The sequence below is a fragment of the Brevibacillus sp. HB1.3 genome (genome assembly GCF_013186635.1).
Lineage (GTDB): Bacteria > Bacillota > Bacilli > Brevibacillales > Brevibacillaceae > Brevibacillus > Brevibacillus brevis_D.
In genome coordinates, this window is the sequence record NZ_JABMIT010000005.1 from 389,894 (window position 1) to 412,860 (window position 22,967).

Genomic DNA, 22,967 nt, shown 5'->3' on the forward strand with positions numbered 1-22,967 from the left:
CGGATGAACCTGCCATTTATGTTTGGGAGTCGTCTTTTGTTGCCAATCGACTGTGTTTGCGCCCATAAAGAAAATAGACGATCGCTCCTACCGACAGCCAACCGAGAAAACCGAACTTGGTCAGTGTAGGCAGGTTGAAAACGAGATATCCGCAAAAGAGAACCGAGAGCAAGGGAAAAAGCGGAACAAACGGGACGCGAAAAGCCCTCGGTAATTGCGGATGTGTACGACGCAGTACAACCACTCCAACCGAGACCAAAATAAAAGCAAACAGCGTTCCGATGTTGGTGAGCTGGGCCAAGCTGGAGAGGGGCAATAATCCACTGAAGGTTGCTACTAATACAGCTACGACAAGCGTGCTCTTTTGTGGTACCTGTGTTCGGGGATGTACGTGCGAGAATAGCTCAGGGAGCAAGCCATCTCGGCTCATTGCAAAAAACATCCGGGCTTGTCCGTACATCATGACTAACAAAACGGTCGTGATTCCGACGATGGCTCCCAACGAAATGAAGCCTGCTACCCAGTCCTGATTGACATAGCTGAGCGCAAACGCGACCGGATTTTTGACATTTAACAAATAGTACGGAACAATCCCTGTCAATGTCAGTGAAACAGCAATGTACAAAATTGTGCATACGAGTAAGGACGAGATGATCCCGATTGGCATGTCGCGCTGGGGATTGCGCACTTCTTCGGCCGCAGAAGACACCGCATCAAATCCGATAAAAGCAAAAAACACTGTTGCGGCTCCAGTCGCTACTCCCGCAAAACCAAACGGCATGAATGGACTCCAGTTTTCCGGTTTGACATACTTGACCCCAATGACGAGGAACAGGACCACTACCGCTACTTTTATTAACACCATGATGGTATTCAAGCTCGCTGACTCTTTCGTCCCTTTCATCAATAAAGCTGAGATGATGACAATGATGAGGACCGCAGGTAAATCAATGATTGTTCCTTTCGATGCATCAAACGCACTCGTGAGCGCATGTGGCAGATGGATGTTAAACCCGGCTAGCAATCCCTGGGCATATCCCGACCATCCGCTTGCCACTGCCGCACAAGCCACTCCGTATTCGAGAATCAAGTCCCACCCGATCATCCATGCGACAAACTCACCAAATGCGGCATAGCTGTATGTATAAGCACTTCCTGACACCGGAACAGTCGATGCAAATTCTGCATAGCAGAGTGCGGCAAACACACAGGCAAGTGCCGCAATAACAAAAGACAAAACGAGTGCCGGTCCAGCGTGCAAGGCTGCGGCAACCCCCGTTAGCACAAAAATCCCTGTTCCCATGATCGCACCAATGCCCAGCATTGTCAGGTCAAAAGCACCTAATGACTTTTTAAGAGAGCTTTCTTTTTTATCCACCTGCTCCAGCATTTGCACGACCGACTTTTTTCTCAGCAATTGATTTTTCCATGACATCATGTGCGACCTCCCAAGCGGGTCATTCACTTCCAACCGAGATTGAAAACAGTTGGAGTATGATCCGTTAAGGGAAAAATTATGCACAGGCGCAGCTTGGATCGAGGTTTGTTAGAGCTACCTGTGCGTTAATCCGCGCCTAATGACATTGGCGGAAACAGGGGTAATCCCGAGCTCTCTTGCCCAAACAGACAACTGCCCCATGTGATGAATCTCGTGGGCGATGACATGCCGAAGCAGCTCCCCCTTCGTGTACACTTCATCATCCCAGGCGACCTTTACCGATTCGCTTCCCCTCTCGTCTGACCAATTTTCGATGAAATCACGCAATTCTTGGCGCCAGGCATCTGATAGCTCTTTTACTTTTTCTAGCGTCTTGTACGCTTCGTATGCCACCTGAACATCCGACTTTCCTTGTACACCCCGAAGCCAGCTATACTCGACGTCAGCAATGTGAAACAAGGTGTACAAAATCGTGCCAGCCCCACCTGTACGCTCGCGTAGCAATTCTTCTGGTGGAAGCTGCTTGCACCATTCCATCCATTCGTCCCGTACCTGCCAGTTATACTGGAAAAGCATCTTCATTGAGTTCACTCCTTATCTATTTGAGTAGATGAGTAGGAAAATTCTAACTAATGATAGCACGTACGTTCTTATTGTGTGAGATTTTTAGTGGTGGGCTTCTGACAGTAGTGGTCGGGAGAAGCCCTGCCACATGTTTTCCAGTCGCCTGTATCCTCTCTTCGTTCGGGCGGTCTCCTTCCAAACATGTGACAGTGCTTTCGTATGGTTTTGATCTCTTCCGGCTTTTAAAACATTAATGAGGGATACTTCCTTGAATCTATCTTCAAGCAGTTAGCCAAAGCCGCGTAGGAAGAAGCGCATTTCCAGTCCAAGCGCCACTGGAGCCCATCCTAGCTTCGAAATGAATGGCGGGGAATTTCAGCTTCACCTATGAAATTCTTCATCGAAACTTCTACGTTTGAAGCGCTCCTGCCATTCATTTCGAAGCGGACAGTCATTCCCCCCTTGCGGGGCGTAGGTCGAAGCGTAGACTGGAAATGCGCTTCTTCCCCTACCTCAGCAGCTCTAATAAGCAAAAAGACCGCCAGAACAGCCCCTGACGGTCCAATATACTAATCTATGCTTTCATCCGAAAACGAAAGAGAGAAACCACCTGAAAGTAAATAAAGATAACTAGACACGTTCCCTTTTGGCTTGATGATCTGCTTGATCGCTCGGACGTATAGCCTGATCTGGCCTTCGTATCTTCGCTTCATCTCTTCGATGGCTTCGGCAGTCGCCTCTTTTGCCATCCAATCTGTCTTGAAATCGATCAGGACGAAGCTTCCATCCTGCTCCTCCAACAGGCAATCAATGACCCCTTGGACGACAACCTTCTCGTCGCTCTCTTCACCCAACTCCGCTTCTACTTCATAAGCAGGTAGCACGAGGGTAAATGGCAACTCACGATGCACGACCGCCGCCGACTTCATTCGCTGCCCCAAAGGATCAGCGAAAAATCGGGCGATCTGAGGAACGTCTACAGCTTGTACCTGCTCGTCAGTCAAAAAGCGGTGCGCCGCGAGTGCCGTCACCTGCTCCCGAATATCCGCTTCATCCAGCGGGCGCTTCAAATCGAGATGCTGGAACACTAAGTGCGTGATTGTTCCTTTTTCTGCTGCTGTCAGTCGGTTGGATTTTTGCTCAGACAAAAACTTTGGTTTTTCCGTAATGGACGGCAGTGTAAGTGACTGTCCGCCTTTGCTGACTTTGGCATGTCGCTTGAGTTCGCTGACACTCCATTTCGCAGCTACGCGAGGCGCAATTGGATGCGGGTCCTGCCATCCTAATCTCTTGTCGACAATCTCTCGCAAAGTATCATCAGACGGTCGTTCCGCAATCGCCTCTCGCCTGGTAATGCGCTCCCACAGAGACGCCTCGTCGTTGACTGACTCTCCTTGGGCACGAAGCTCATCTGCCTGATAGAAGTGAAACGACCAAACCGAATCATCCGGCACACTTCTGACTCTCACGACGTCTCCTGAGCCTTGTTGCTCTGGATATGCCCGCAGCAATCCTGCCCCAGGATGTCGCAGCATCGCACGCCCTACCCAGTCCAGGTATCCCTTTGCCTGAATCAGGTCTTCGTCACTGAGCCGCTCGCTGTCATCCTGTCTTCCCCAGTCCGTCACACTTTTTGCGAGATCCTTGGATGAACCGACAAGAATGAGCTTCTCGCGTGCACGCGTCAAAGCCACGTAAAGCACACGCATTTCCTCTGCCAGCATATCCCGACGCAGCTTTTGCCGGATGCCCAACGCAGCCAGACTCGGATAGCGCAGCTGCATGGAGGGCTCAACAGCCATCGGGCCAAAGCCCAGATCTTTATGCAACAAAAACTGGCTTTTCAAATCCATCGTATTAAACTGCTTGCCCATGCCCGCCACAAATACAACAGGGAACTCCAGCCCCTTACTTTTGTGGATCGTCATGATACGTACGACATCCTCGTTTTCCCCGATGGTTCTTGCTTCGCCCATATCATTGCCCGCTTCTTGCAGGCGGTCGACAAAGCGCAAAAAGCGGAACAAGCCACGATAGGAGCCAGCTTCGTATTGTCTCGCCCGATCATAGAGCGCACGCAAGTTGGCCTGTCGCTGCTGACCGTTTTCCAGAGCCGCTACATAATCGAGATAACCTGTCTCCCGGTACAGCGTCGTCAGCAGTTCCGATAAAGCACCTCTGCGAGCCTCTGTCCGCCATAGATCCAATCGGCCAAAGAACTGTCGCAGCCTTTTCTCCCACGACTCTTGGGGTGGGCGTTCTTCTGCATAGCGGAGAACAGCTTGGTGAAACGGCCCTGTCGCGTAGTGAATGCGGATTTGAGCAAGTTGCTCCTCCCGCAAACCGACGATAGGAGATCGCAAAACAGCTGCCAATGGAATGTCTTGGAGCGGGTTGTCAATGACACGCAGTAAGGAGAGCATCGTTTCTACCTCAGTCGCCGCAAAGTAGCCCGCAGTCTGCTCTGCATACACAGCAATTCCTGCTGCGTGCAGCTCCTCTTGCATCGTCTGCCCCCAGCCTGAGGTCGCACGAAGCAAAATAACGATATCGCGATAGGCCAGCGGGCGCATTCCCCCAGCCTTTTTATCGAAAACGAGTAGCGGCTCTTCTCCCTCGCCCGGCTCCATCCAGCGACGAATACGGCTTGCAATCAGGCGTGCTTCCAGCTGTGCCACACTCGCTTCCTCTGCGGACTCCCCATCGGGAATACTTGCTTCGCCCTCATCTGTCGCCTCTGCAACTACTGCCTGACCTTCTTCTGCTATCACTGTATTCCGGTCAATCAGATGCATCTCTGCCTGCAAACGGTTCGGTTGTGCTTCAGGATAAGACGCGCGGTTGATAAGCTCCGCCGAAGGATCATAACCGATCTCACCTACCCCGTGAGACATGATCTGACGAAACAAAAAGTTAACGGCATCTACGACTTCCCTTCTACTGCGGAAGTTCGCCGCCAGATCGATACGCCGTCCGATGCACACTTCGTCGGCATCACCATCTTTTTGATAGGTTACATATTTTTCGAGAAACAGCTTCGGCTCTGCCAAACGGAACCGATAAATACTCTGCTTCACGTCACCCACCATGAATCGATTCGCTGGCTGACCATTCGCTCCGTCTCGGGAAACCATTTGCAAGATTGTCTCCTGCACGAGGTTGATATCCTGATATTCGTCTACCAGTACTTCAGCGAACTGTTCGCGCAATTGAGTGGAGATAGACGAAGGAACAGTCTCCCCAGACTCATTCGTTTCAGTCAGAACACGCAGAGCCAGATGCTCCAAGTCTCCAAAGTCGACCAAGCCACGTGAGCGCTTTTCTAATTGAAAAGCATCCGAAAATGCTGTAACCAGCCTGGCCAATGTCTGCATGTGAGGAGCAATCCGCTGCAAGTCCGCGACGTACTGCTCGGCTGTCGTAGAAAAGTACTGCTCGATTTGCTCTGCCAGTTCCTTTTTCACACTGTTTCGTAGGTCCTGCACCTGTTCCTTCACGAACGGATCTGTGCCTTTCACCGGAGGCAGTTTGGCAAAAACAACTCCTCGAATCGCTTCGGCGGTCGCTTCCCAGCCATCTTTGCAAGCCGCTCCTGCACGGTGCAGGGCAGCGGCTTCCGCCTCAAGCAAAGGCAAATAGCCAGCAGGCCCTTCCGGTGAGCCAGCCAAAAGAACTGCCCTACGCATCTTGGCGGTCATTCCACCGAGTGCCAGCTCCACAGAACGAAGCACGCTTCTACTCCACTCCAGCCCGTCCAGACCGTTTTTATCGTGAATCGCAAACATTCCTGCCGCTTCCCCGAGCCATTGTTCTGGTGCCGGATGACTGCGCGAAAACTCATACAGCCTGAGTAGCAACAGGGTGAGGGCATGGTCATCCTGACCGTCCAGCATCACATCAGCTAATGCATGAAAGTCCGCGTCATTCTCATACCAGCTCTCCAGCTGTTCCTCCAAGACATCCTGACGCAAAAGCTCCCCTTCCATCTGATCGGCAATGCGAAAATCAGGATCGAGTTCAATCAGATAGTAATACTGACGCAAAATCCCCAAGCAGAACGAGTGAAGTGTCGTAATCGTCGCCCGCTGGAGCAGTGCCAGTTGTCGACGGAGATGAGAAGAGTGTGGGTCATCTTTCAATGCTTTTCGCAAGGCATCGCCAATCCGGTGACGCATCTCTGCCGCTGCCGCATTGGTAAAGGTCACCACCAACAGTCGATCGACTCCAACCGGGTCCTTCTCGTCCATGATGCGTCGGATAATCCGCTCAACCAAGACTGAGGTTTTCCCAGAGCCTGCCGCAGCAGCCACCAGGAGATTATTCCCGCGCTGGATAATCGCTTGCCATTGCTCGTTTGTCCATTGCTCAGGCTTGGCCTGCAATTGTTGATCCGCCATCGGTCATACCTCCTTCTCCTGCCATCTGCTGCTCTGCCAGCATGCTCCAAATTTGCTTGTTGTTCCATTTGGCAAGCTGTCGATGCTCATTCCCGCCCGCATCTCCATCAAACTTGCATACCGGCTTGTACGAACAGTAATCACAAGCCGTCATCGTCCCGTTTGTGTACGGTTCGATCTGGATTTCCCCGTTGGTCATGCGCGTACTGATTTGCTTCACAGTATCGCGAACATAGGAGGTCAAAGCTTGGAATTGCTCGGCTGTTGCCACGGAGGATCGCGACGAAAGCGTTCCGTCCTTTTTGATTTCAAATGGCACCAGCTCTGACGCCCCTTGCTCTACATAGCCATCCATCATTCGTGCCAGCTCTGGATCTGCGAGCATCAAGCCTTTCATGCGCAAGCGCTTTGCCCGCTCCTTTGCCGCCTCGTCTGCTGTTAGCAAGCGTTTTGCCGTCACAAAAGGATCCGCTACCTGATAGTAGAAAACGCCTCCCATTTCAGCTTTTTTCCCCAGCCATTCCTCGGCATTTGCCACGACGACATCCAAATAGACGAGTAGTTGCAAATTCAGACCGTTCCACACATCCGAGAGAGACAACTGCTTGGGACTGGATTTGTAGTCAATCACGCGCAAGTACGGGACCTCACTATCCAGTGATTGGTCAACGCGGTCAATTCGTCCGATTAACTGAAGCTCCACGCCATTTTCAAGCGTTAAAGCCAATCCCGGCAAATCTGAATTCGGCCCAAACGAAACCTCTAGTCCTACTGGGGCAAAACGGCTGCGCTTCGCATGCTCCCCAAGTACGTAAATCGCGCGTCCAACGGCTCGCTTCAGCTTGCCGGACAAATAACGATACCGGGCTGTCCGCGTCAAAATGCTGCTGCGAGTGGCAGGAACCAGTTCTTCTACAACTACGTTTGCAAGCTGCATGCTATTGTCTTCCGTCAGCTTGCTCCACTCCAGATTGTCTTCGTTCATTTTTTCAACGGCCCGCTTGAGTGATGCGTGGAACAGCTCTCCCACATCGAAACGCTCCAGCTTGTACATCGTTCTCTCCGCCAATCTGAGACCATGGGAAGAAAAATGCGAGAACGGACATGACTGGAACCGCTCCAGACGAGATACGCTCATTTTTAGTTGTTTGCCGTACAAGGTCGTGCTTGTTTCCAAATCCAGCTCCTGCGGTCGGTTGAAATAGCGCAAGCCGGATAGCAGCCACTGCTCCCGTTTGACATCGGGAGAAGCGCGAATATACCAGTCGTACACCTCCCACCAGAAGTCTGGCAGCTCTCCTGTTTTCTTCATCGATCTCAATAGCGTCAAAAGATGACGGAACACACGTCTCGGATGTCCGAGCAGGAATGCATCTGTCTCATGCTGTCCCGTCGGTTCGTTATAAAACACCTGATGCGGAATATCCGGTAGCACTTCCCGGATGCGGGTGAACACAGAAGACGGCAGCAGTGCCTTTCCCTCTTCATCCGCCAACGCACAGCTCAGGATCAGCCTCTCCGACGGTCTCGTCATCGCCTGGTACAGCAGGTAAGGCTCAGCCATCAGCTTTTGTTTTGCACTCGGCGCCAGAGACATGCCCATTTCAGCCAGTCGCTCACGTTCCGCCTCATCCAAAATTCCTTCTTCTTTTGGCCGCAACGGAATAATGCCCTCGTTTACGCCAAGCAAAAACAGAGCTTTGACATCCGGTTGACGGGAGCGCTCCATCGCCCCGATCAGCACCTGATCCAGTGCCGGGGGAACGAGTCCCAATTCAATCGTCTCCAGACCGCTGTCGAGCACACGGGCAAATGTCGCTAAGTCCATGCTCTCGTCACCCATGACCTCCACGACCTGATCCATCAGCTCGATCAATCCTGTCCATACTTGTCCGTGCACCTGTGCTGCATCGAGATCGCCGTCATTTTCTGCCTTTCGCTGCCAATGCTCCAGCTTGTTAGGCACATCCAGCGCGATCAGAAGGTTGTACAGGGCTAGGGTCATTTCCTGTACGTTTTGGCCCTTTGCTTGCTTCATCTCTTTTTCAAAGGACAGGAGCGGCGCTGCGTATTTGCGTCTCAACTCATCGATTTGCGCGTCTTCCTCAGCGCCTGCTTGCCCGCGGAAATGCCAAGGAGATTCTTCTGCCCATTGATAGCCAAAGACACCATGAGCCAGCACGTAGTTTTCCAGCCGATCGATTTCCTTCCGGGCTGTATGCTCATCGGTGATATCCAAAAGGAGCAGGTCCGTTTTCAAGCAACGGAAAACAGCGTCGTACCGCCACCTCGTAACAATGACCTCCAATGCCGATCGCACCAGCTCTACCAAGGGATGGTGCATGACGGAACGCTTCTGGTCCAGGAAGTGCGGGATGCCGTATTCGGTAAACACAGCCGAAATCTCATCAGCGTACGTCCCTATTTCCCGAAGCAATATCGCCATGTCCTTCCAGCGATATCCCTCTTCTCTCGACAGAGTCAGGAGCTTCAAGGCCACAGCCTCAACCTCTGCCCGCCTGTTCACTGCTGAGAGCATCGTCACTTCGTCAGCACGTCCAGGCTGATCCGGGATCGGCGGGTCTCCCCATTGGAAATACACTTGCTCGACCTGACGCAGCCAAGGACTGCTCTTGAATCGCTGTGCCTCGGTCAATAAAAGCGGCTTGGCGATGGATACACCCGATTCACGCGCCATCAGAGTCAAGGCTTGATACGTTCGTAACGTAGGGTGAAACAGCCCCAGTTCATCCACAGAGGCGTCACGTTCATTCGGGTCAAGCGTCAGCGCAATCGTCACCTGCTTGGCGTGCTGCATCAGCTGATCGATCAAGCGCAGCTCTTGATTCGTAAACCCGGTAAAGCCATCGATAAATATTTCAGCCTGCTTGATGTACATGGAATCACGCACCATCGTGGCCACTCGGTTCAGGATGTCGTCTGCATCACAATATCCCTCTGACAAGTAAGCCTCGTACGCATTCATAATCAAGCGAAGGTCATGTATTTTTTGATTGAGATTGGCTCCTCCCCATTCCACATTCTCGGAATGGGTGAAGGATACGCCATACGATTTGCACTCACTAATCAAGCGACCGAGCTGAGCAGCAAACCCAGGCTGCGTCGCCGAGCGCCCAAATATGTTCAGCTCTTCTTTGTGTCGCTCCAAAAGCATGCGTAAAACCATATGCTTACCCAGATCGTCGACAGGCACGGTAGTCAGATCGCCCAGCTCCTGCATGAGCCTGTGAGCCAATCGACCGAAGCTGAGCACTTGCGTCCCCATCACACCGCCCAGCTCTGGCAGTGTAGCGAGCGCATACTCTTCCTGAAAGCTTGCCTGTTCCGGCACGAGCAGAATCATAGGCGAACCCAACGGCTTTTCCCGCAGCCGGGCTTGCATCTGCCGATGAATCGATTCTGTCTTCCCCGTCCCTGCCCGTCCCAGTATAAATTGGACTGCCATGATTTTTCCCCTTCCCTACTCCATTTCCAGATGCAGCATGCTTCCTTTTCCCATCGGTTCTGCTGGTGTCACGACCAGACGACGCGGCATGCGCACACGTATTTCCGGGACGTGGCTAATGACTCCGATGGTGAAATCGTCCATGCGCAGTCGCTCGAGCGCATCCATAACGACTTCCAAAAGCTCCGGATCGAGTGTTCCAAAGCCTTCGTCCAGGAAGAAAAACTCCAGGCGTCCGCCACGCATTTGAATCTCCATCGACAGGGCAAGAGCCAGCGACAAGGAGGTTAGGAATGTTTCCCCGCCAGACAATGTGCTTACTGGACGGCGCATTCCACCAGCTCCCTCATCTCGCAAAACAAATTCGCCCTCGTCGCCGATTTCCAGTCCGTAACGATTGGCGGTCATCCGCTTCAGGTGATAGGAAGCGTCTCTTGCGATTGATACCAGTTTTTCCTCCGCAATGAACTGGACAAACGCCTTAGCTTCAAACAATTTTTTCAACTCTTCCAAGCGGCTCTGTTCATCCTGCTGCTGTATCATCTCTTTGTGAAGCTCTTGCCATTTGTCATGATTTTTTTCCATGCGATCCACATGCTCTTTGGCGACAGCGACTTGCTTTTGCGCCTCCTGGAAGGCTTGCTCCCATTGATCCCACGCCTCTTTTGCGGTGGTGAGCTCTTCCTGCGTAAACGAACGGCCTGCTATAGCTTGTTGCAGCCTTTCTTCCTCATAACGAAGCTGCCCTGCGATTCTCGTGTAAGCCTCGACTTGCTCCTGTGCCTGTGGCAATTGCTCGCGCTCAGCGTACCGTTCCCGTACATAATCAACAGTACCGAGACCTGTTTCCTGCAAGCCCTGGTACAAGGTCTCGTGAGCTTCTGTGCGTTGCCGTGTCAGGATCGCCAGCGTCTCCGAATACTTGACCAAATTGTTTTGCACCGTTTCCCGCGCTTCGGAGGTCTCTTTGCGCTTTGTCTCTGCCAGCGTGACTGCCTGACGTAAGCTGAGCAGAGAATCCTCTACCCGCATCAAACATTCCTGCGCAGTAAGTCCTCCCGTTCGCTCCAGCCATTGAGCATGCTTTTGTTCCCACATGCGCTTTCTATCTTCCAGCTTTTCCTTCAGCGCCGCTTCCCGTGATTTTCCCTCTACCTTGCGCGACTTGGCGGCTTCTACCTGCATCATCAGCTTTCCGCGCAACGCTTCTTTCTCTGATCGCACCTGCTGCAATTCTGCCAAACGGCGATCTGATTTTCCGATTTCCTCGTACCGCTTTTCGATTTCCTCAATGGGAAGCTCATTGCGCTTCGCATCCAGCTCTTCTCTGGATTGCTTTTCTTGCATGGATGCAGCGTCCAGACGCGCTTTATTGTCATGGATCGCCTTCTGTGCCTGTTCGAGCAATAGCGAACTCCGCTCCATCAAGCGTTTCTTTTCCGCTTCTTCCTCACGCAAGGCCTCTAGCTGCTGCTGCAATTGCTCACGCTCTGCTTTTAGCCGCTCTCTTTCCGCTTGCTTGGCAATCAGTTCTTTTTCCTCGCGCTGATAGACGGCGATCAGCTCTTCGAAAGAATCCACGATCCAAGGCTGTCCGTACCCGCTGCACTCTGCCTTGATCGCTTCCAAGCGCGCTTCCAGCTGCTCCTGTTCAGCCTTTACGCTTGCAAGGCGCTCATCAAAAGCAGCAAGCGCTCCCTTTGCTGCCAACCAAGCTTCCTTGGTCTTGCCTGCTTCTTGTTCAGCCGCACGCAATGCCTCTTCTGACGCTTTGATTCGAGCACGCAGGGCATCACCCTCCGTTCCCGCTTCAGATGCTTTTGTATGGTTCTGGTGGCCGTGTGGGTGGTGTTCGGAACCACATACCGGGCACTCCTTGCCTTCCTCTAAACGTTCGCGCAAAAATCGCGCCATGTTTTCCTGCTGCCAGCGTTCCCATTCCTGGCGCAGCTCATCTCGTTGGTCCAGTTGACTCTTCACAAGTGCTTCGCTCGCCTCTACTGCCCGAGTCAGCTCTTGATTGCGCTCCTCCAATTGCTTACGCTCCTGGACGATATGTTGCGACTTCTCCTGCCAGACTGAGAAAGCCTGCAATACTTCCCGCCACTGGCGACCTACCTGCTTCATATCTGCCAGGACATTTCTTGCTTTCTCCCATTCTGCTTCGCTCATTAAAGCCGAGTTGGTTGGTGTTGCCAGCTCTTCTCTTTTTTGTGCCAAGCGATTCGCACACGCTTCCCAACTGCGTTTGTGCTCATCGGCAGTATGGGTTGCCGCCTGAATTTGCTGCTGTGCTGTGAGTTGTTCTTTTTCCAGCTCACGTACCTTGGCATGGTCCCGCTCCCACTGCTGCTTCGCTTCTCTGGCCGCTCCTATTTGCGCTCGCCATTCTGGAGAGATCGTGACCTGCTTCATCTGTTCTTGCAGATCCGCCCACGCAAGCTCCCAGTTTTTTAAGTCGGCCTCATCCATTTCCAGCTGTTGTTCTATGTTGGTCAAGGCAACCGACACTTCGTTCCATTCACGTTCCAGACCTGTCCACTCTTCCCGGATCGCCGTTAGCTCCTCTTCCCACTCCTGTGCCTGTACCAGCCTGCCCTTTTGCTGAATCAGTAACGGCTCTTGTACAGCCAACTCGGCTTGAACCTTCTGATACGCTTGCTCTGCCTCCTCTACGGCCAAACGTGCGCTCTCCTGTTGCTCGCGGCTGCGTTCCAATCCCGCGCCGGTCGCATGCCATTCCTGATCCAAGCGCTCATATTGCTGGAGTAATGGCCACAGTCGAATACTCGACTCCCACTCGCGAATCTTCGCAGTGAGAGCTGCCATTTCCGTTTCATTTGCTCCCTGCTGCTGTCGTTGCGCCTGGACGTGCACTAGCTCCTGATGCCATTGGTTAAGCTGCTCCAGCTCCTTGAGCTTCCCTGCCAGCTCCTGTTTTTGCTGGGTGAATTCCTGCTCTTTTTGCGCAGCTTCCTCCCACGTTTGTCTCGCCAGCTCCAAGGCTTCCGGACCTGCGTCACCCAGTGCTGCACTCGCCAGCTGCAAGCGATGCATCTGTTCCTTGACCTGCTCCAACGCGTGCCGTACGCGTTCACTCAGCTTTTCCCCATATATATGTAGGCGGAACATTCGTTGCAGCATTTCATTGCGTTCACTGCCTTTCAGCGTCAAGAAGCGAGAAAATTGACCTTGTGGCAAAACGACCGCCCGGGTAAAGTCCTGCAAAGTGAGACCAATCAGTGACTCAATCGCAGCTGTTGCGGAAGTGGCTTTGGACTCCAATACGACATCCGGCTCTCCGGTCAAGGCTCCCGACTGAATCAGCCTCACTTCCGGTTGTCGCTTGTTCCCCTTTTTATCCAAGCCAAATTCCCTTTCCACCGTATATTGCTTGCGCTCATCGCCAGTACCCAGCTCAAAGGTAAAGGAAACGAAAACACGCTGCTCCAGTTGGTTCAGCACTTCTTTTGGGTGATTACCCCCGCCCAGCCGGACGACCTGCCCGTACAACGCAAGCGTGATAGCGTCCAGGATCGTCGATTTCCCGCTTCCAGTCGGGCCAAAAATTCCAAACAGTCCCGCCTGACATAGCACTTCGAAATCGACCTCTTGCATTTCTCGGTAGCTGTGCATCCCTGCCAGCTTCAATCGTATCGGTCTCACTATTCTTCCCCCTCTCCTCCGGTTTCTGCCAATAGACGCTGGAACAAGGCCACGAGCTGCTCATCCGGCTCTGCTCCCCGTCTTCGTTCATAGAAGCGCTTGAACAATTGATCGGACGAAAGCTCTGTCAGCTCGACCCGCTGTTCCTCTTCCTCTTCACGCTCTTCCCTCACGACAACACGCTGTATTTTCAAGAAATCATCTGATAGCTTGCGGACACGCTGAAATTCTGCCGGGTCGATCACGCCAGACACATGCAGCTCCAAGTCAATCCACGCCCCTGCATCGCGTCCCTCTTCCAACCAGCGCTCTACTTGCTCGATTCCCTCTGTCGCCCTCCAACGTGCCAATGGCCGCGCGCTCGTCAAATAAATGATCTCCTCATGTACTTCTTGCCCTGGCTCCACCTCGACCAGTACAACTGCCTTGCTCTGACCTGCTTCAGAAAAGCTGTATGAAATCGGTGAGCCGCTGTAACGCACCAACGGCTTGTCACTGAGCTTTTGCAGTCGATGGAGATGGCCGAGCGCGACATAATCAGCGTTCTTCGGAAAAGCCTGCGGCGATACAGTCAACGCTCCCCCAATTTGAATCGGTCGTTCGGAATCCGTTTCTTTACCGCCCATGACAAACAAGTGACTCGTGACCAGATTGACCGTATCCTCGCGAAAATGAACAGACAGATCAGCAAGTAATTGTGCAATGCGCTCGGAAAAAGCAAGCTGCATCTGCTCCTGGGTAAAGCTTTCGCTCAACAGCTCCTTTAATCGCGATTCAGAAGGATATGGCAATGCCAAAATGACCGCATTCGCAGCGCAGCCAGGAATCTTCATTTCCAGCCAGGAAGGGCCTCCCTGCACAATTTGCACGCGATCAGCCGATGCTTCCTGTGTCAGCAATGGCGCTTCCTTCGGCAACCCCAACAAAACGATCCCGTGCTTTGTCGCAAGCGGCGCTGCTGCCCGCACCCGCTCAGGCTGGTCATGGTTCCCGGCGATCACGACAACACCTCGCCTGCCTTCCGAAGACAAGCGCTCCAATGCATCATAAAAAAGCTCTTCCGCCCAAGCAGGCGGATTGACCGAGTCGTACACATCCCCAGCGATCAGCACCAAGTCCACTTCCCGCTCATCCGCTATGTGACAAAGCTCGTCCACAAACGCCGCTTGCTCAATACGGCGATCCCGCCCTTCCAGTTGCCGCCCGAAATGCCAATCGGCTGTATGTAATATCCGCATAGCTACTATCACTCTCCACGATCATGTGTTTGCTTTTCATTGTAACAAAAGACAGCGCTGTTCGCGGTTGAAATTTACTCCACTTCTCCGTTACTTTTGCTCCTGACTGCTCGTCTTCCAACTGAAAGGGTCGTGATTGATCGATCTCATCCCGGAAAGGAGCTCGTTACCGTTGCGTAATTCCCGCCTGTTGCTCAACCTGACAGTAGGACTTGCCGCCTCCAGTCTCGTCCTCACTGCCCCCTCTTCCCTTGCCTCCAAGGCGCCTACCAAGACCCAAGTATTGGATTGGATTAACAAGCAAGCCAAAGCGCCAGTTGTTACCGACAACTTTGACTTTCAGCTCGTCAATCTGGATGATGACCCTGAACTAGAAATTGTCGCCAAACATAACGGCAGCGTACATATCGGGAATTTTTACGTTTTGGATCAAAAGCCAGATCGTTCGTATGCCCTCATTGCGGAAGAGAAATGGAATCCACCGCGCTTGCAATTGGATCATTGGGACTATACGCGTGAAGTGAATTCCCCTGAGATCGACAAGAACTCGGAAGATGAGCCACGTCTGCTCGCAGGAAACCGGGTTTTTGAAACAGTCCAGCACACTGGCGGATCAGGCGTATCGGTCTACGAGGCAAATCTGTGGTATTTGGACAAAGGTCGTCTGGTCAAAGCATGGGAAGGGTTGCTACGGAAAACGGTTTCAGTGCCAGGTGGTCAACTTTTCCGGACTGTCGGCAGTTATCAAATCGTACATGATGACGAAGCAAAACCATTGCTCTACCACTGGCAAACGAAGCAGGAGCTAAACCCGGATACAGGTGAACTACTGCCGGGCAAGCCTGAGACTACATTGCAAATTTATCGTTGGGAAAATGGTGTTTTTGTTCCGATGAATGTTGAAAAACCGTCTGTGCAATAGCCTGACGGTTCGGTATGTAAATGCGTTGTCTTCTATCCGTTGTAGTGGGGAGAAGTCCTGCCACATGTTCTCCAGTCGCCTTTTTCCTCTCTGCGTTCGGGCGGTCTCCTTCCGAACATGTGACAGGGCTTCTAACAGCTGTGTATCTGAGCCGATGCTTTTACATCATTGTGAAAGTATGACAAGAAGCTTCTTGAATTTACTCACAAGATGTTTAATTAAAAGTCGCGTAGGAAGAAGTGCATTTCCAGTCCAAGCGCCTCTGGAGCCCTACCCAGCTACGAAATAAATGGCGGGGAATTTCAGCTTCACTTATGAGATCCTTCCTCGAAACTTCAACGTTTGAAGCGCTCCCACCATTTATTTCGTAGCGAACAGTGAATCCCCCCTTGCGGGGCGTAGTCCGAAGCGCAGACTGGAAATGCACTTCTTCCCCCCACCACAGCCACATCAAATAAAACAAAGCTGCTCTCCCTGAATCAGGAGCGCAGCTTTTCCTCTTATCTTCTCAGCTTTTCATTTGTCGGTGACTTCAACGTCTGCAAACACATGTAGCAGATGATCCCGAACAAAATCGTGATGATCATCGAGTGCGTCAGAGTAGCGTACAGGTGAAGCTTGTAGATAATTACGAAGCCGCCGCTGAACACCTGCGCGATGCAAAGAATAAAGCTCAGGATACTTGCACCGTACAAGTCACGCCGTTTTTCCTTGAAATGACGAATGCAGTAAATCATTGTCCCCAACAACAAGAATCCCAACACCAACGCAGCGATTCTGTGTGCAAAATGAATACCAGTCTGTCCGTATAACTCTGGGATGACCTGTCCTTGGCACAGTGGCCAGTCACTGCATGCCATACTTGAACCCGTATGTCTGACATACGCTCCGAGATAAACGACCGCGTATGTATAAATAGCGACGAACCACATCCAGTTGCGGAAGCCTTTTGAGACGGTCGTTTTCACCAGGCTTTGCGTTTTTTCCCGCTGATAAACGAACACACTCAACAAGAACACGCCTGTATAAGCAAGCAAGGAGAATCCAAAGTGCAGAGCCAAAACAGATGAGGACTGTGGCCAAATAACGGCAGAAGCGCCGAGAATGGACTCCACTACGATGAAAAACAAACCAAAAATAGCGAGATTGCGAACTTCTTGGTTGTTTTTGTAATAGCGCCAGCAAAGTACAGAGAAAATCGCGACAACAATACCGGCAACACCTGTAATCAGGCGATGAGAATATTCAATAATGGATGCCAACGTGTATTCCGGAACCCATTTACCGTTGCACAGCGGCCAGTCATTTCCACAGCCGAGTGCTGATTCTGTCTTTGTAACAAGCGAACCGGCTACCATCACGATAAACATGATCAAGGTAGCAAGAAAAGCTAATGGCTTCAGCCATTTTCCCATAGTAAGTCACCCTGTTTCTTGTGAGGATCAAACAACACCTCGTTCTATGTCCTCTTTTACGATAATGAAACATCCCCTGCTAAGCAAGGGATGTTCCGTGAACATTTAGTGAGTGTTTCGTGTCAATAATAGTTGACCATGGTACTAATGACGATCGCTGCACAAAACACTGTCAAATAAAGGATGGAGTAGCCGAACAGTTTGCGTGCCCAAGCAAGATCATCCTTGGTTTTGAACCCTTGGAAAAGCAGAACCATGTACACAATTCCCATCACACCCATGACGAGCAAATACACAAAGCCTAAGCTACCGTGGATGAAAAGCAGCAAAGAAGCCGGGAACAACACCGAACCCCACAGCACCATTTGTCGCTTCGTCTCGGCAAAGCCTTTTACTACAGGTAGCATCGGCAGATTACCTGCACGGTATTCTTCTGTTTTTAACATGGCCAACGCCAAAAAATGGGGAGGCTGCCACAAGAACAAAACAAGGAACAACAGCCAAGCAGTCATGTCCATGGTCTCTGTTACTGCTACCCACCCAATCACGGGAGGAGCTGCACCTGAGATACCGCCAATCACCGTATTGAGAGTTGTCACTCGTTTCAACGGCGTGTAAATCAGCACGTAAAAAATGTGTCCGATCAATCCCCACACCGCCGCCAAGGGATTCGCATATACAGCCAACACAGTAACCCCTGCCAGAAGCAGGCCAATCCCTAAGAGGATTGCGTTACGTGCAGATATTCTTCCGGTCGCTACCCCCCGATGTTGCGTCCGCTTCATTTTTTTGTCCAGATCACGGTCATAGAAATTGTTTAAAGCCGCACCCGACATAATGACCAAAGCGGTTCCCAGCATGGTGAAAAAGGCCAGTTTCCAGTTCGGATAACCGTAAGACGCTAACCATAAAGCAGCAAAAGTGGTCATCAAGTTTGACAGAGTAATACCTGGCTTCGTCAGTTGTATGTAATCCCGAAAGGTAGCTGGCCCTACCGGCTGTGTCTGCAAAGAAGCATCGGCATCAAGCGATTCCTGCACGGTCATTTGCTGGTCCACGTTTTGTACCTCCTGTTTCCTTCTATCTGAATACCCGATTACTTACCAAAAATGACATCCAGCACGCCAGACGTCTCGCCACCTGGATAAATCCAGTACAGCAGCAGATAAACCGCAGCTCCTGTAATCGAGGTTACAAACCAAACAATGGACGTCCAAGGACCGATCTTCCGATGTGAAGCATAGTTTTTCGTGTAAGCGTACCTGAGTGTAATCAGACCCATCACACCACCGACTGTTGCCAGGAAGATGTGGAAGAATAAGAACGTCTGATAGATTGGCTTGATGCTGTCAGGTCCGCCAAAATGAGTGTTTCCGATAAACGCCGTTCTGGAAACATAAGTGATAAAGAAGATCGTGGCACAGATCGCAGCCCATTTCATAATCTTCATATGTTTATCTACTTGCTTTTTCGCAATGGCGTACCAGCCAATCGCAACAAGAATTCCGCTAATGACAATAAAAGCCGTACTTACCGTAGGCAATATAAGCCCCATTTTTCCACCTCATTCAACAAACGTTTCTGCTGTTCGCGCATATTTAAAAAGTCGGCTTTTCAGCACCGAAAGATTGATCCATCGGCAAGTCGTCCTGCTTCTCTGCCTTGTACCAATGGTAGAAAACATAGGCCAGCACACAGCCATAAACAAGCTCCTGTACCAGCTTCATAATGATTCCGCCAAGGCGCTGATCGTTAAACGCGTCGAGGCTCTGGAATAGCTGTGGAGCAGCTATATACGTAGCGTACAGCGGTTCCGAGGCAAAAATAATCAGCGCACAGGCTGGCGTAATCAAGACACCGTTTGCAAAAACGTACGACAGTTTTTTCAATCCGGCCAGTTGTCGCTTGTTATCAGACAACGGGCTCACAATGGGCCACCACATTGCAAATGCGGCAATCACGAGAATGATATGATAAAACGTCATCCACTCATGGTTGATCGCAACGGCATCAAATATAAACGGAACATGGTAAAACGAAAACAGGGAGTTGAACAACAGCGCTGCCACTAACGGATGTGTCAAGGAGTTTAGGATGAGCTTCAGCGCTTTCGGACGGAAAATCTTGGCCAAAAGCCATTCAGGCATGGCCAGAAGCATGAGCGGTGGCAGAGCAAAATACAAGATCGATTGTTGAAGCATGTGTAAACTAAACATGTAATGATGGCCGTAATAACTGATAGGGCTTCCTTGTGCAACGTAAAACAATACGATTGCCAACACAAAAAGCAATCTTTGCTTGCTAGTCGCCGGTGTAGCGTTTTCAAAACGTTTATGCATCGGACCTGTTAGAAGAAAGTAGACAGTAGTCACGAGCAACGACAAAAGCATCACATCCGGACTCCATAAATCCGAAAAGGTTGCTGATCCGGTAGCTGGTGACATCTCGTGCATTTGATGTGCATTTCCCAAGTTTATATCCTCCCTTCCGAATGTGAAATCTTGGACGTTGCCGCACTCGCTGGGCGTCGTCATATGTACATTTTTTGTCAATATGAAATACCAATTTTTATCTATTAAATGTTGCCCTTGATCCAATCTCCATTATACCGTTTATTCCCTTTTTCTTTGAAGACAAAAATGAACAAAGTGTTGAACAATACAATTCGCAAAATTCACATAAAACCTATTGTGAATTGAGTCATCATGGTGGAGGAGAAGAAAAAGCACAGTTCTCTCCGACTCTGACACGCCCACAAGGGGGAGTTTACTGTCCGTCTCCACTTCCAAAAGGGGACCGTCGAGCCAAAGCCACCCTACGGGCGGAAGTTTCTCAGGGAAGAAGTGTTCGACAAGCGTGGTCCTCTTTTGGAAGTTCCGACTGGGTAGGCGTTGTCAAGGTCTACGAGACCTGTGCTTTTTCTTCTCACCAGCTTTATTGGGATATCGTACCTTTTAAAACACTTCCTATAAAAAATAAAGAAGAGTCCAGATCTTGTCTGAACTCTTCTTCTCTTCTTATCTTACAAACCAAAGGAAACGAACTTGGTCTCCAAATACTCATCCATTCCATAGCGGCCACCCTCACGGCCGATTCCGCTTTCCTTGAAACCACCAAATGGCGCTTGTGTCTGGGTTGGCGATCCGTCATTGATCCCGACGATTCCGTATTCGAGGAGCTCAGCCATGCGGAAGCAGCGTTGATTATCGCGGGTGTACACATAAGCAGCCAAACCGTAACGTGTGTCGTTTGCCATCTGTACGACATCTGCTTCCTCTGTAAAACGCACGAGTGGAACGACAGGGCCGAACGTTTCTTCATAGGAGATTTTCATATCCGTTGTAACGCCAGCAAGCAAGGTTGGTTCGCAATAGAAGCCCTTCGCATAATCACCTTCAACCAAACGATTTCCGCCGTATACCACTTGCCCGCCTTTGTCCTTGGCGTCCTCGATATGCTCGAGCACTTTGTTCAGGGCGCGTTCGTTCACCAGTGGGCCGATCTCCGTCTCTTTCTGGCGACCATCCCCTACCTTCGCACGCTTCAGACGCTCTACCAGCTTTTCTGTAAACGCATCTGCGACATCCTCGTGGACATATAGACGGTTCGTGCAAATGCACATTTGACCGGAGTTGCGGAACTTGCTCTCAAACAGACCTTTTACGGCTGCATCCAGATCGGCATCCGGGAATACGATAAACGGTGCGTGACCACCAAGCTCCATGCTGACGCGCTTCACTTGCTTCGCCGCGCCTTCCATTAGCAGCTTGCCGACACGGGTGGAGCCTGTAAATCCGATTTTGGAGAGCTTCGGATTGTCGATAAACTCCTTCCCAATCGATTCCGGATTTCCAATGACGAGGTTTACGACGCCTTTTGGAAAACCAGCCTGCTCAATCAGCTCAAACATGCGAATCGCAGACAACGGCGTGCTTTCTGCTGGCTTTAAAACCACCGTGCAGCCCGCAGCCAAAGCCGGAGCGATCTTACGTGCAACCATGTTCACCGGGAAATTCCATGGGGTAATCGCCCCTACCACCCCTACAGGCTGACGCAGCACCATGATGCGCTTATTCGCAACCGAGGATGGGATAGTCTCTCCGTTGACACGCTTGGCCTCTTCTGCGTACCAAACAAAGTTATCAGCAGCACCCAGCACTTCGCCTTTTGCCTCGCCCAAAGGCTTGCCCATTTCAGCAGAAATGATGCCCGCCAGTTCATCCCGATTGTTTTTCACCAGCTCAGACAAGTTGTACAAATATTTGGCGCGCTCACGAGCAGTTAGTCGAGACCAGCTGGCAAATGCCTGATGAGCAGCGTCGATGGCTTTGTTGGCATCTCGACCATCACCGAAGGTTACTGTGCCAACTGTTTCACCTGTAGCCGGATTCGTAATTTGAATGGACTCGCCACTCTCGGCATTCACCCATTCTCCATTAATAAACATTTGCTTGTACTCTCCCATGACATTCGCTCCTCTCAATCTCTCTCAATAGATTGGTTTTAGGGCCTCAAATGGATTTTTGCAGTGCCGGCAATACAAAATACTTCGACAAGCAGCAGGGCCAAACAAATTTTCCATTTGTGTATACGGAGAATCACAGTAGGGACAGGCTACTTCCCATGTGTCTCCCGGTTTGAAGTCAAGCGGTGGAGGCGCGATGCCAAAGCTTTTCAGCTTATCGCGAGCATCCAAAGCGATACGATCAGATGTCCAGGCTGGATCATAGACGAACGCTACCTGAACCTGATTGATTCCTTCTGCCTCCACCAGCTTTACTGTGATGTTTCTCTTCATGATCTCGAGTGCCGGACAGCCGACAAAGGTAGGGAGCACCTCGACGTGTACGACGTCTGCTTCGACGCGCACTTTGTGGACCATCCCCATCTCTACCATGCTAATCACCGGAATTTCGGGATCGGTTACTTGCTGCAGCAGTTCCCAGCATGTCGCTTCAAGCCCTTCATGCAGTTGCAGTTCTTCTTGCGCCATGAGAGAATCACCCCTTTTTACCAGCCCGCAGCCGGATCAATGCGATACACTTCAGACAAGGTTGCCAAAGCTTGCACCAGATCAGCAGTATGTTCACCATGACGACCGCGTTCCTGTGGCACTCCTGGCTCACCTGGCCAGTCAAGTCCTGCATTTTCAAAAATGTCTTTGGTCAGTGTCAGCCATTTTTGTTTCAGTTGCCCTTCTTCTGCAATCAGGCCAAATTGAACGATATCGACTTGGTTTGGTCCAAGCTGAGGCAACTCCCCGGCATCCTTCCAAACTTTTGCAATGGCTGCCTCCAGCCTCTGACGGGCATCAGCCGTACTGTTTGCCAATTGCTTCAACCAAACTTGCCAGTGCATCAGATGGTAGCGATGCTCTGTCATCATTTTGCGACTGACCAGCGCGAGTGGTGCGTATGACGACTGCGTAAGAGCCTCCAAGCGAACCTGCTTGTATAAGCCGTACACATAGCTGCGAACAATCGCATAAGCCCAATCGTAATGGGGATGATCATTGTATTCGCCGTCGCCGTTTTTACGCTCTACCAAGATCGCATTGGAAAACGCCTTCGCCTCGCGCAGCTGTGCGAGATCGTCTGCTTTGCCCACTCCTAGTTGCTCAAGCATGTCATAAAACATTACGGCATGGCCCATCATGTCCTGAGACATCGATGAAAAAGCCACATCTTCTTCAATATGCGGAGCCAGCCCAAGCCATTCCGATCCGCGATAAGCCAATATAAAATCGTCATCAGCAAGCTGGAACAACAGGTCGGTCAAGGCTTTTGCAAATGACGGATTTTGTTTTGCTGCTTCCACTGTTTCTACATGTAAACGGTCGCCCATGATTGTATCCCTCCTGC

General features: G+C 51.2%; 15 protein-coding genes. 1 reads left to right on the forward strand and 14 read right to left on the reverse strand.

The window, feature by feature from the left end; genetic code table 11:
- Positions 1-16: 16 nt before the first annotated feature.
- The 7 genes from bcaP to HPY31_RS14825 form a co-directional block, all read right to left on the reverse strand.
- On the reverse strand, positions 17-1,435 hold the full coding sequence (bcaP, locus tag HPY31_RS14795) for a branched-chain amino acid transporter BcaP (RefSeq protein WP_305793569.1): 1,419 nt from the start codon (positions 1,433-1,435) through the stop codon (positions 17-19).
- A gap of 117 nt (positions 1,436-1,552) precedes the next feature.
- A complete protein-coding gene (locus tag HPY31_RS14800; protein ID WP_172141325.1) occupies positions 1,553-2,020 on the reverse strand; it encodes a DinB family protein in 468 nt (155 codons plus the stop codon).
- A gap of 551 nt (positions 2,021-2,571) precedes the next feature.
- Positions 2,572-6,399, reverse strand: a complete 3,828-nt coding sequence (gene addA / locus HPY31_RS14805; protein ID WP_172141326.1) for a helicase-exonuclease AddAB subunit AddA — start codon at positions 6,397-6,399, stop codon at positions 2,572-2,574.
- Positions 6,368-9,865, reverse strand: a complete 3,498-nt coding sequence (gene addB / locus HPY31_RS14810) for a helicase-exonuclease AddAB subunit AddB (protein WP_172141327.1) — start codon at positions 9,863-9,865, stop codon at positions 6,368-6,370. The genes addA and addB overlap by 32 nt, the downstream gene beginning before the upstream one ends.
- Positions 9,866-9,880: 15 nt before the next feature.
- Positions 9,881-13,531 (reverse strand): AAA family ATPase, encoded by a 3,651-nt coding sequence (locus HPY31_RS14815; RefSeq protein ID WP_172141328.1) that lies wholly within the window; start codon positions 13,529-13,531, stop codon positions 9,881-9,883.
- On the reverse strand, positions 13,531-14,769 hold the full coding sequence (locus tag HPY31_RS14820; protein WP_172141329.1) for an exonuclease SbcCD subunit D: 1,239 nt from the start codon (positions 14,767-14,769) through the stop codon (positions 13,531-13,533). Before HPY31_RS14820 ends, HPY31_RS14815 begins: the two co-directional genes overlap by 1 nt.
- A complete protein-coding gene (locus HPY31_RS14825; protein WP_172141330.1) occupies positions 14,702-14,890 on the reverse strand; it encodes a hypothetical protein in 189 nt (62 codons plus the stop codon). The genes HPY31_RS14820 and HPY31_RS14825 overlap by 68 nt, the downstream gene beginning before the upstream one ends.
- A 51-nt stretch (positions 14,891-14,941) precedes the next feature.
- Between HPY31_RS14825 and HPY31_RS14830 the strand changes: the two genes are divergently transcribed.
- A complete protein-coding gene (locus HPY31_RS14830; protein ID WP_172141331.1) occupies positions 14,942-15,691 on the forward strand; it encodes a hypothetical protein in 750 nt (249 codons plus the stop codon).
- Positions 15,692-16,191: 500 nt separating this feature from the next.
- Here the strand turns inward: HPY31_RS14830 and HPY31_RS14835 are convergent, their stop codons facing one another.
- From HPY31_RS14835 to paaC, 7 genes are all read right to left on the reverse strand, one after another.
- Positions 16,192-17,106, reverse strand: a complete 915-nt coding sequence (locus HPY31_RS14835; RefSeq protein ID WP_015893211.1) for a COX15/CtaA family protein — start codon at positions 17,104-17,106, stop codon at positions 16,192-16,194.
- Positions 17,107-17,228: 122 nt separating this feature from the next.
- The gene (cyoE, locus tag HPY31_RS14840) at positions 17,229-18,164 is read right to left on the reverse strand and encodes a heme o synthase (protein WP_172141332.1); all 936 of its coding nucleotides are present in this window, start codon (positions 18,162-18,164) and stop codon (positions 17,229-17,231) included.
- A gap of 38 nt (positions 18,165-18,202) precedes the next feature.
- On the reverse strand, positions 18,203-18,661 hold the full coding sequence (locus tag HPY31_RS14845) for a DUF420 domain-containing protein (protein ID WP_172141333.1): 459 nt from the start codon (positions 18,659-18,661) through the stop codon (positions 18,203-18,205).
- Positions 18,662-18,704: 43 nt separating this feature from the next.
- Positions 18,705-19,577 (reverse strand): cytochrome c oxidase assembly protein, encoded by an 873-nt coding sequence (locus HPY31_RS14850; protein ID WP_172141334.1) that lies wholly within the window; start codon positions 19,575-19,577, stop codon positions 18,705-18,707.
- Positions 19,578-20,128: 551 nt separating this feature from the next.
- Positions 20,129-21,571, reverse strand: a complete 1,443-nt coding sequence (locus tag HPY31_RS14855; RefSeq protein WP_172141335.1) for an NAD-dependent succinate-semialdehyde dehydrogenase — start codon at positions 21,569-21,571, stop codon at positions 20,129-20,131.
- Between the two features lie 24 nt (positions 21,572-21,595).
- The gene (gene paaD / locus HPY31_RS14860) at positions 21,596-22,099 is read right to left on the reverse strand and encodes a 1,2-phenylacetyl-CoA epoxidase subunit PaaD (protein ID WP_172141336.1); all 504 of its coding nucleotides are present in this window, start codon (positions 22,097-22,099) and stop codon (positions 21,596-21,598) included.
- Between the two features lie 17 nt (positions 22,100-22,116).
- A complete protein-coding gene (gene paaC / locus HPY31_RS14865) occupies positions 22,117-22,950 on the reverse strand; it encodes a 1,2-phenylacetyl-CoA epoxidase subunit PaaC (protein ID WP_172141337.1) in 834 nt (277 codons plus the stop codon).
- Positions 22,951-22,967 lie beyond the last annotated feature (17 nt).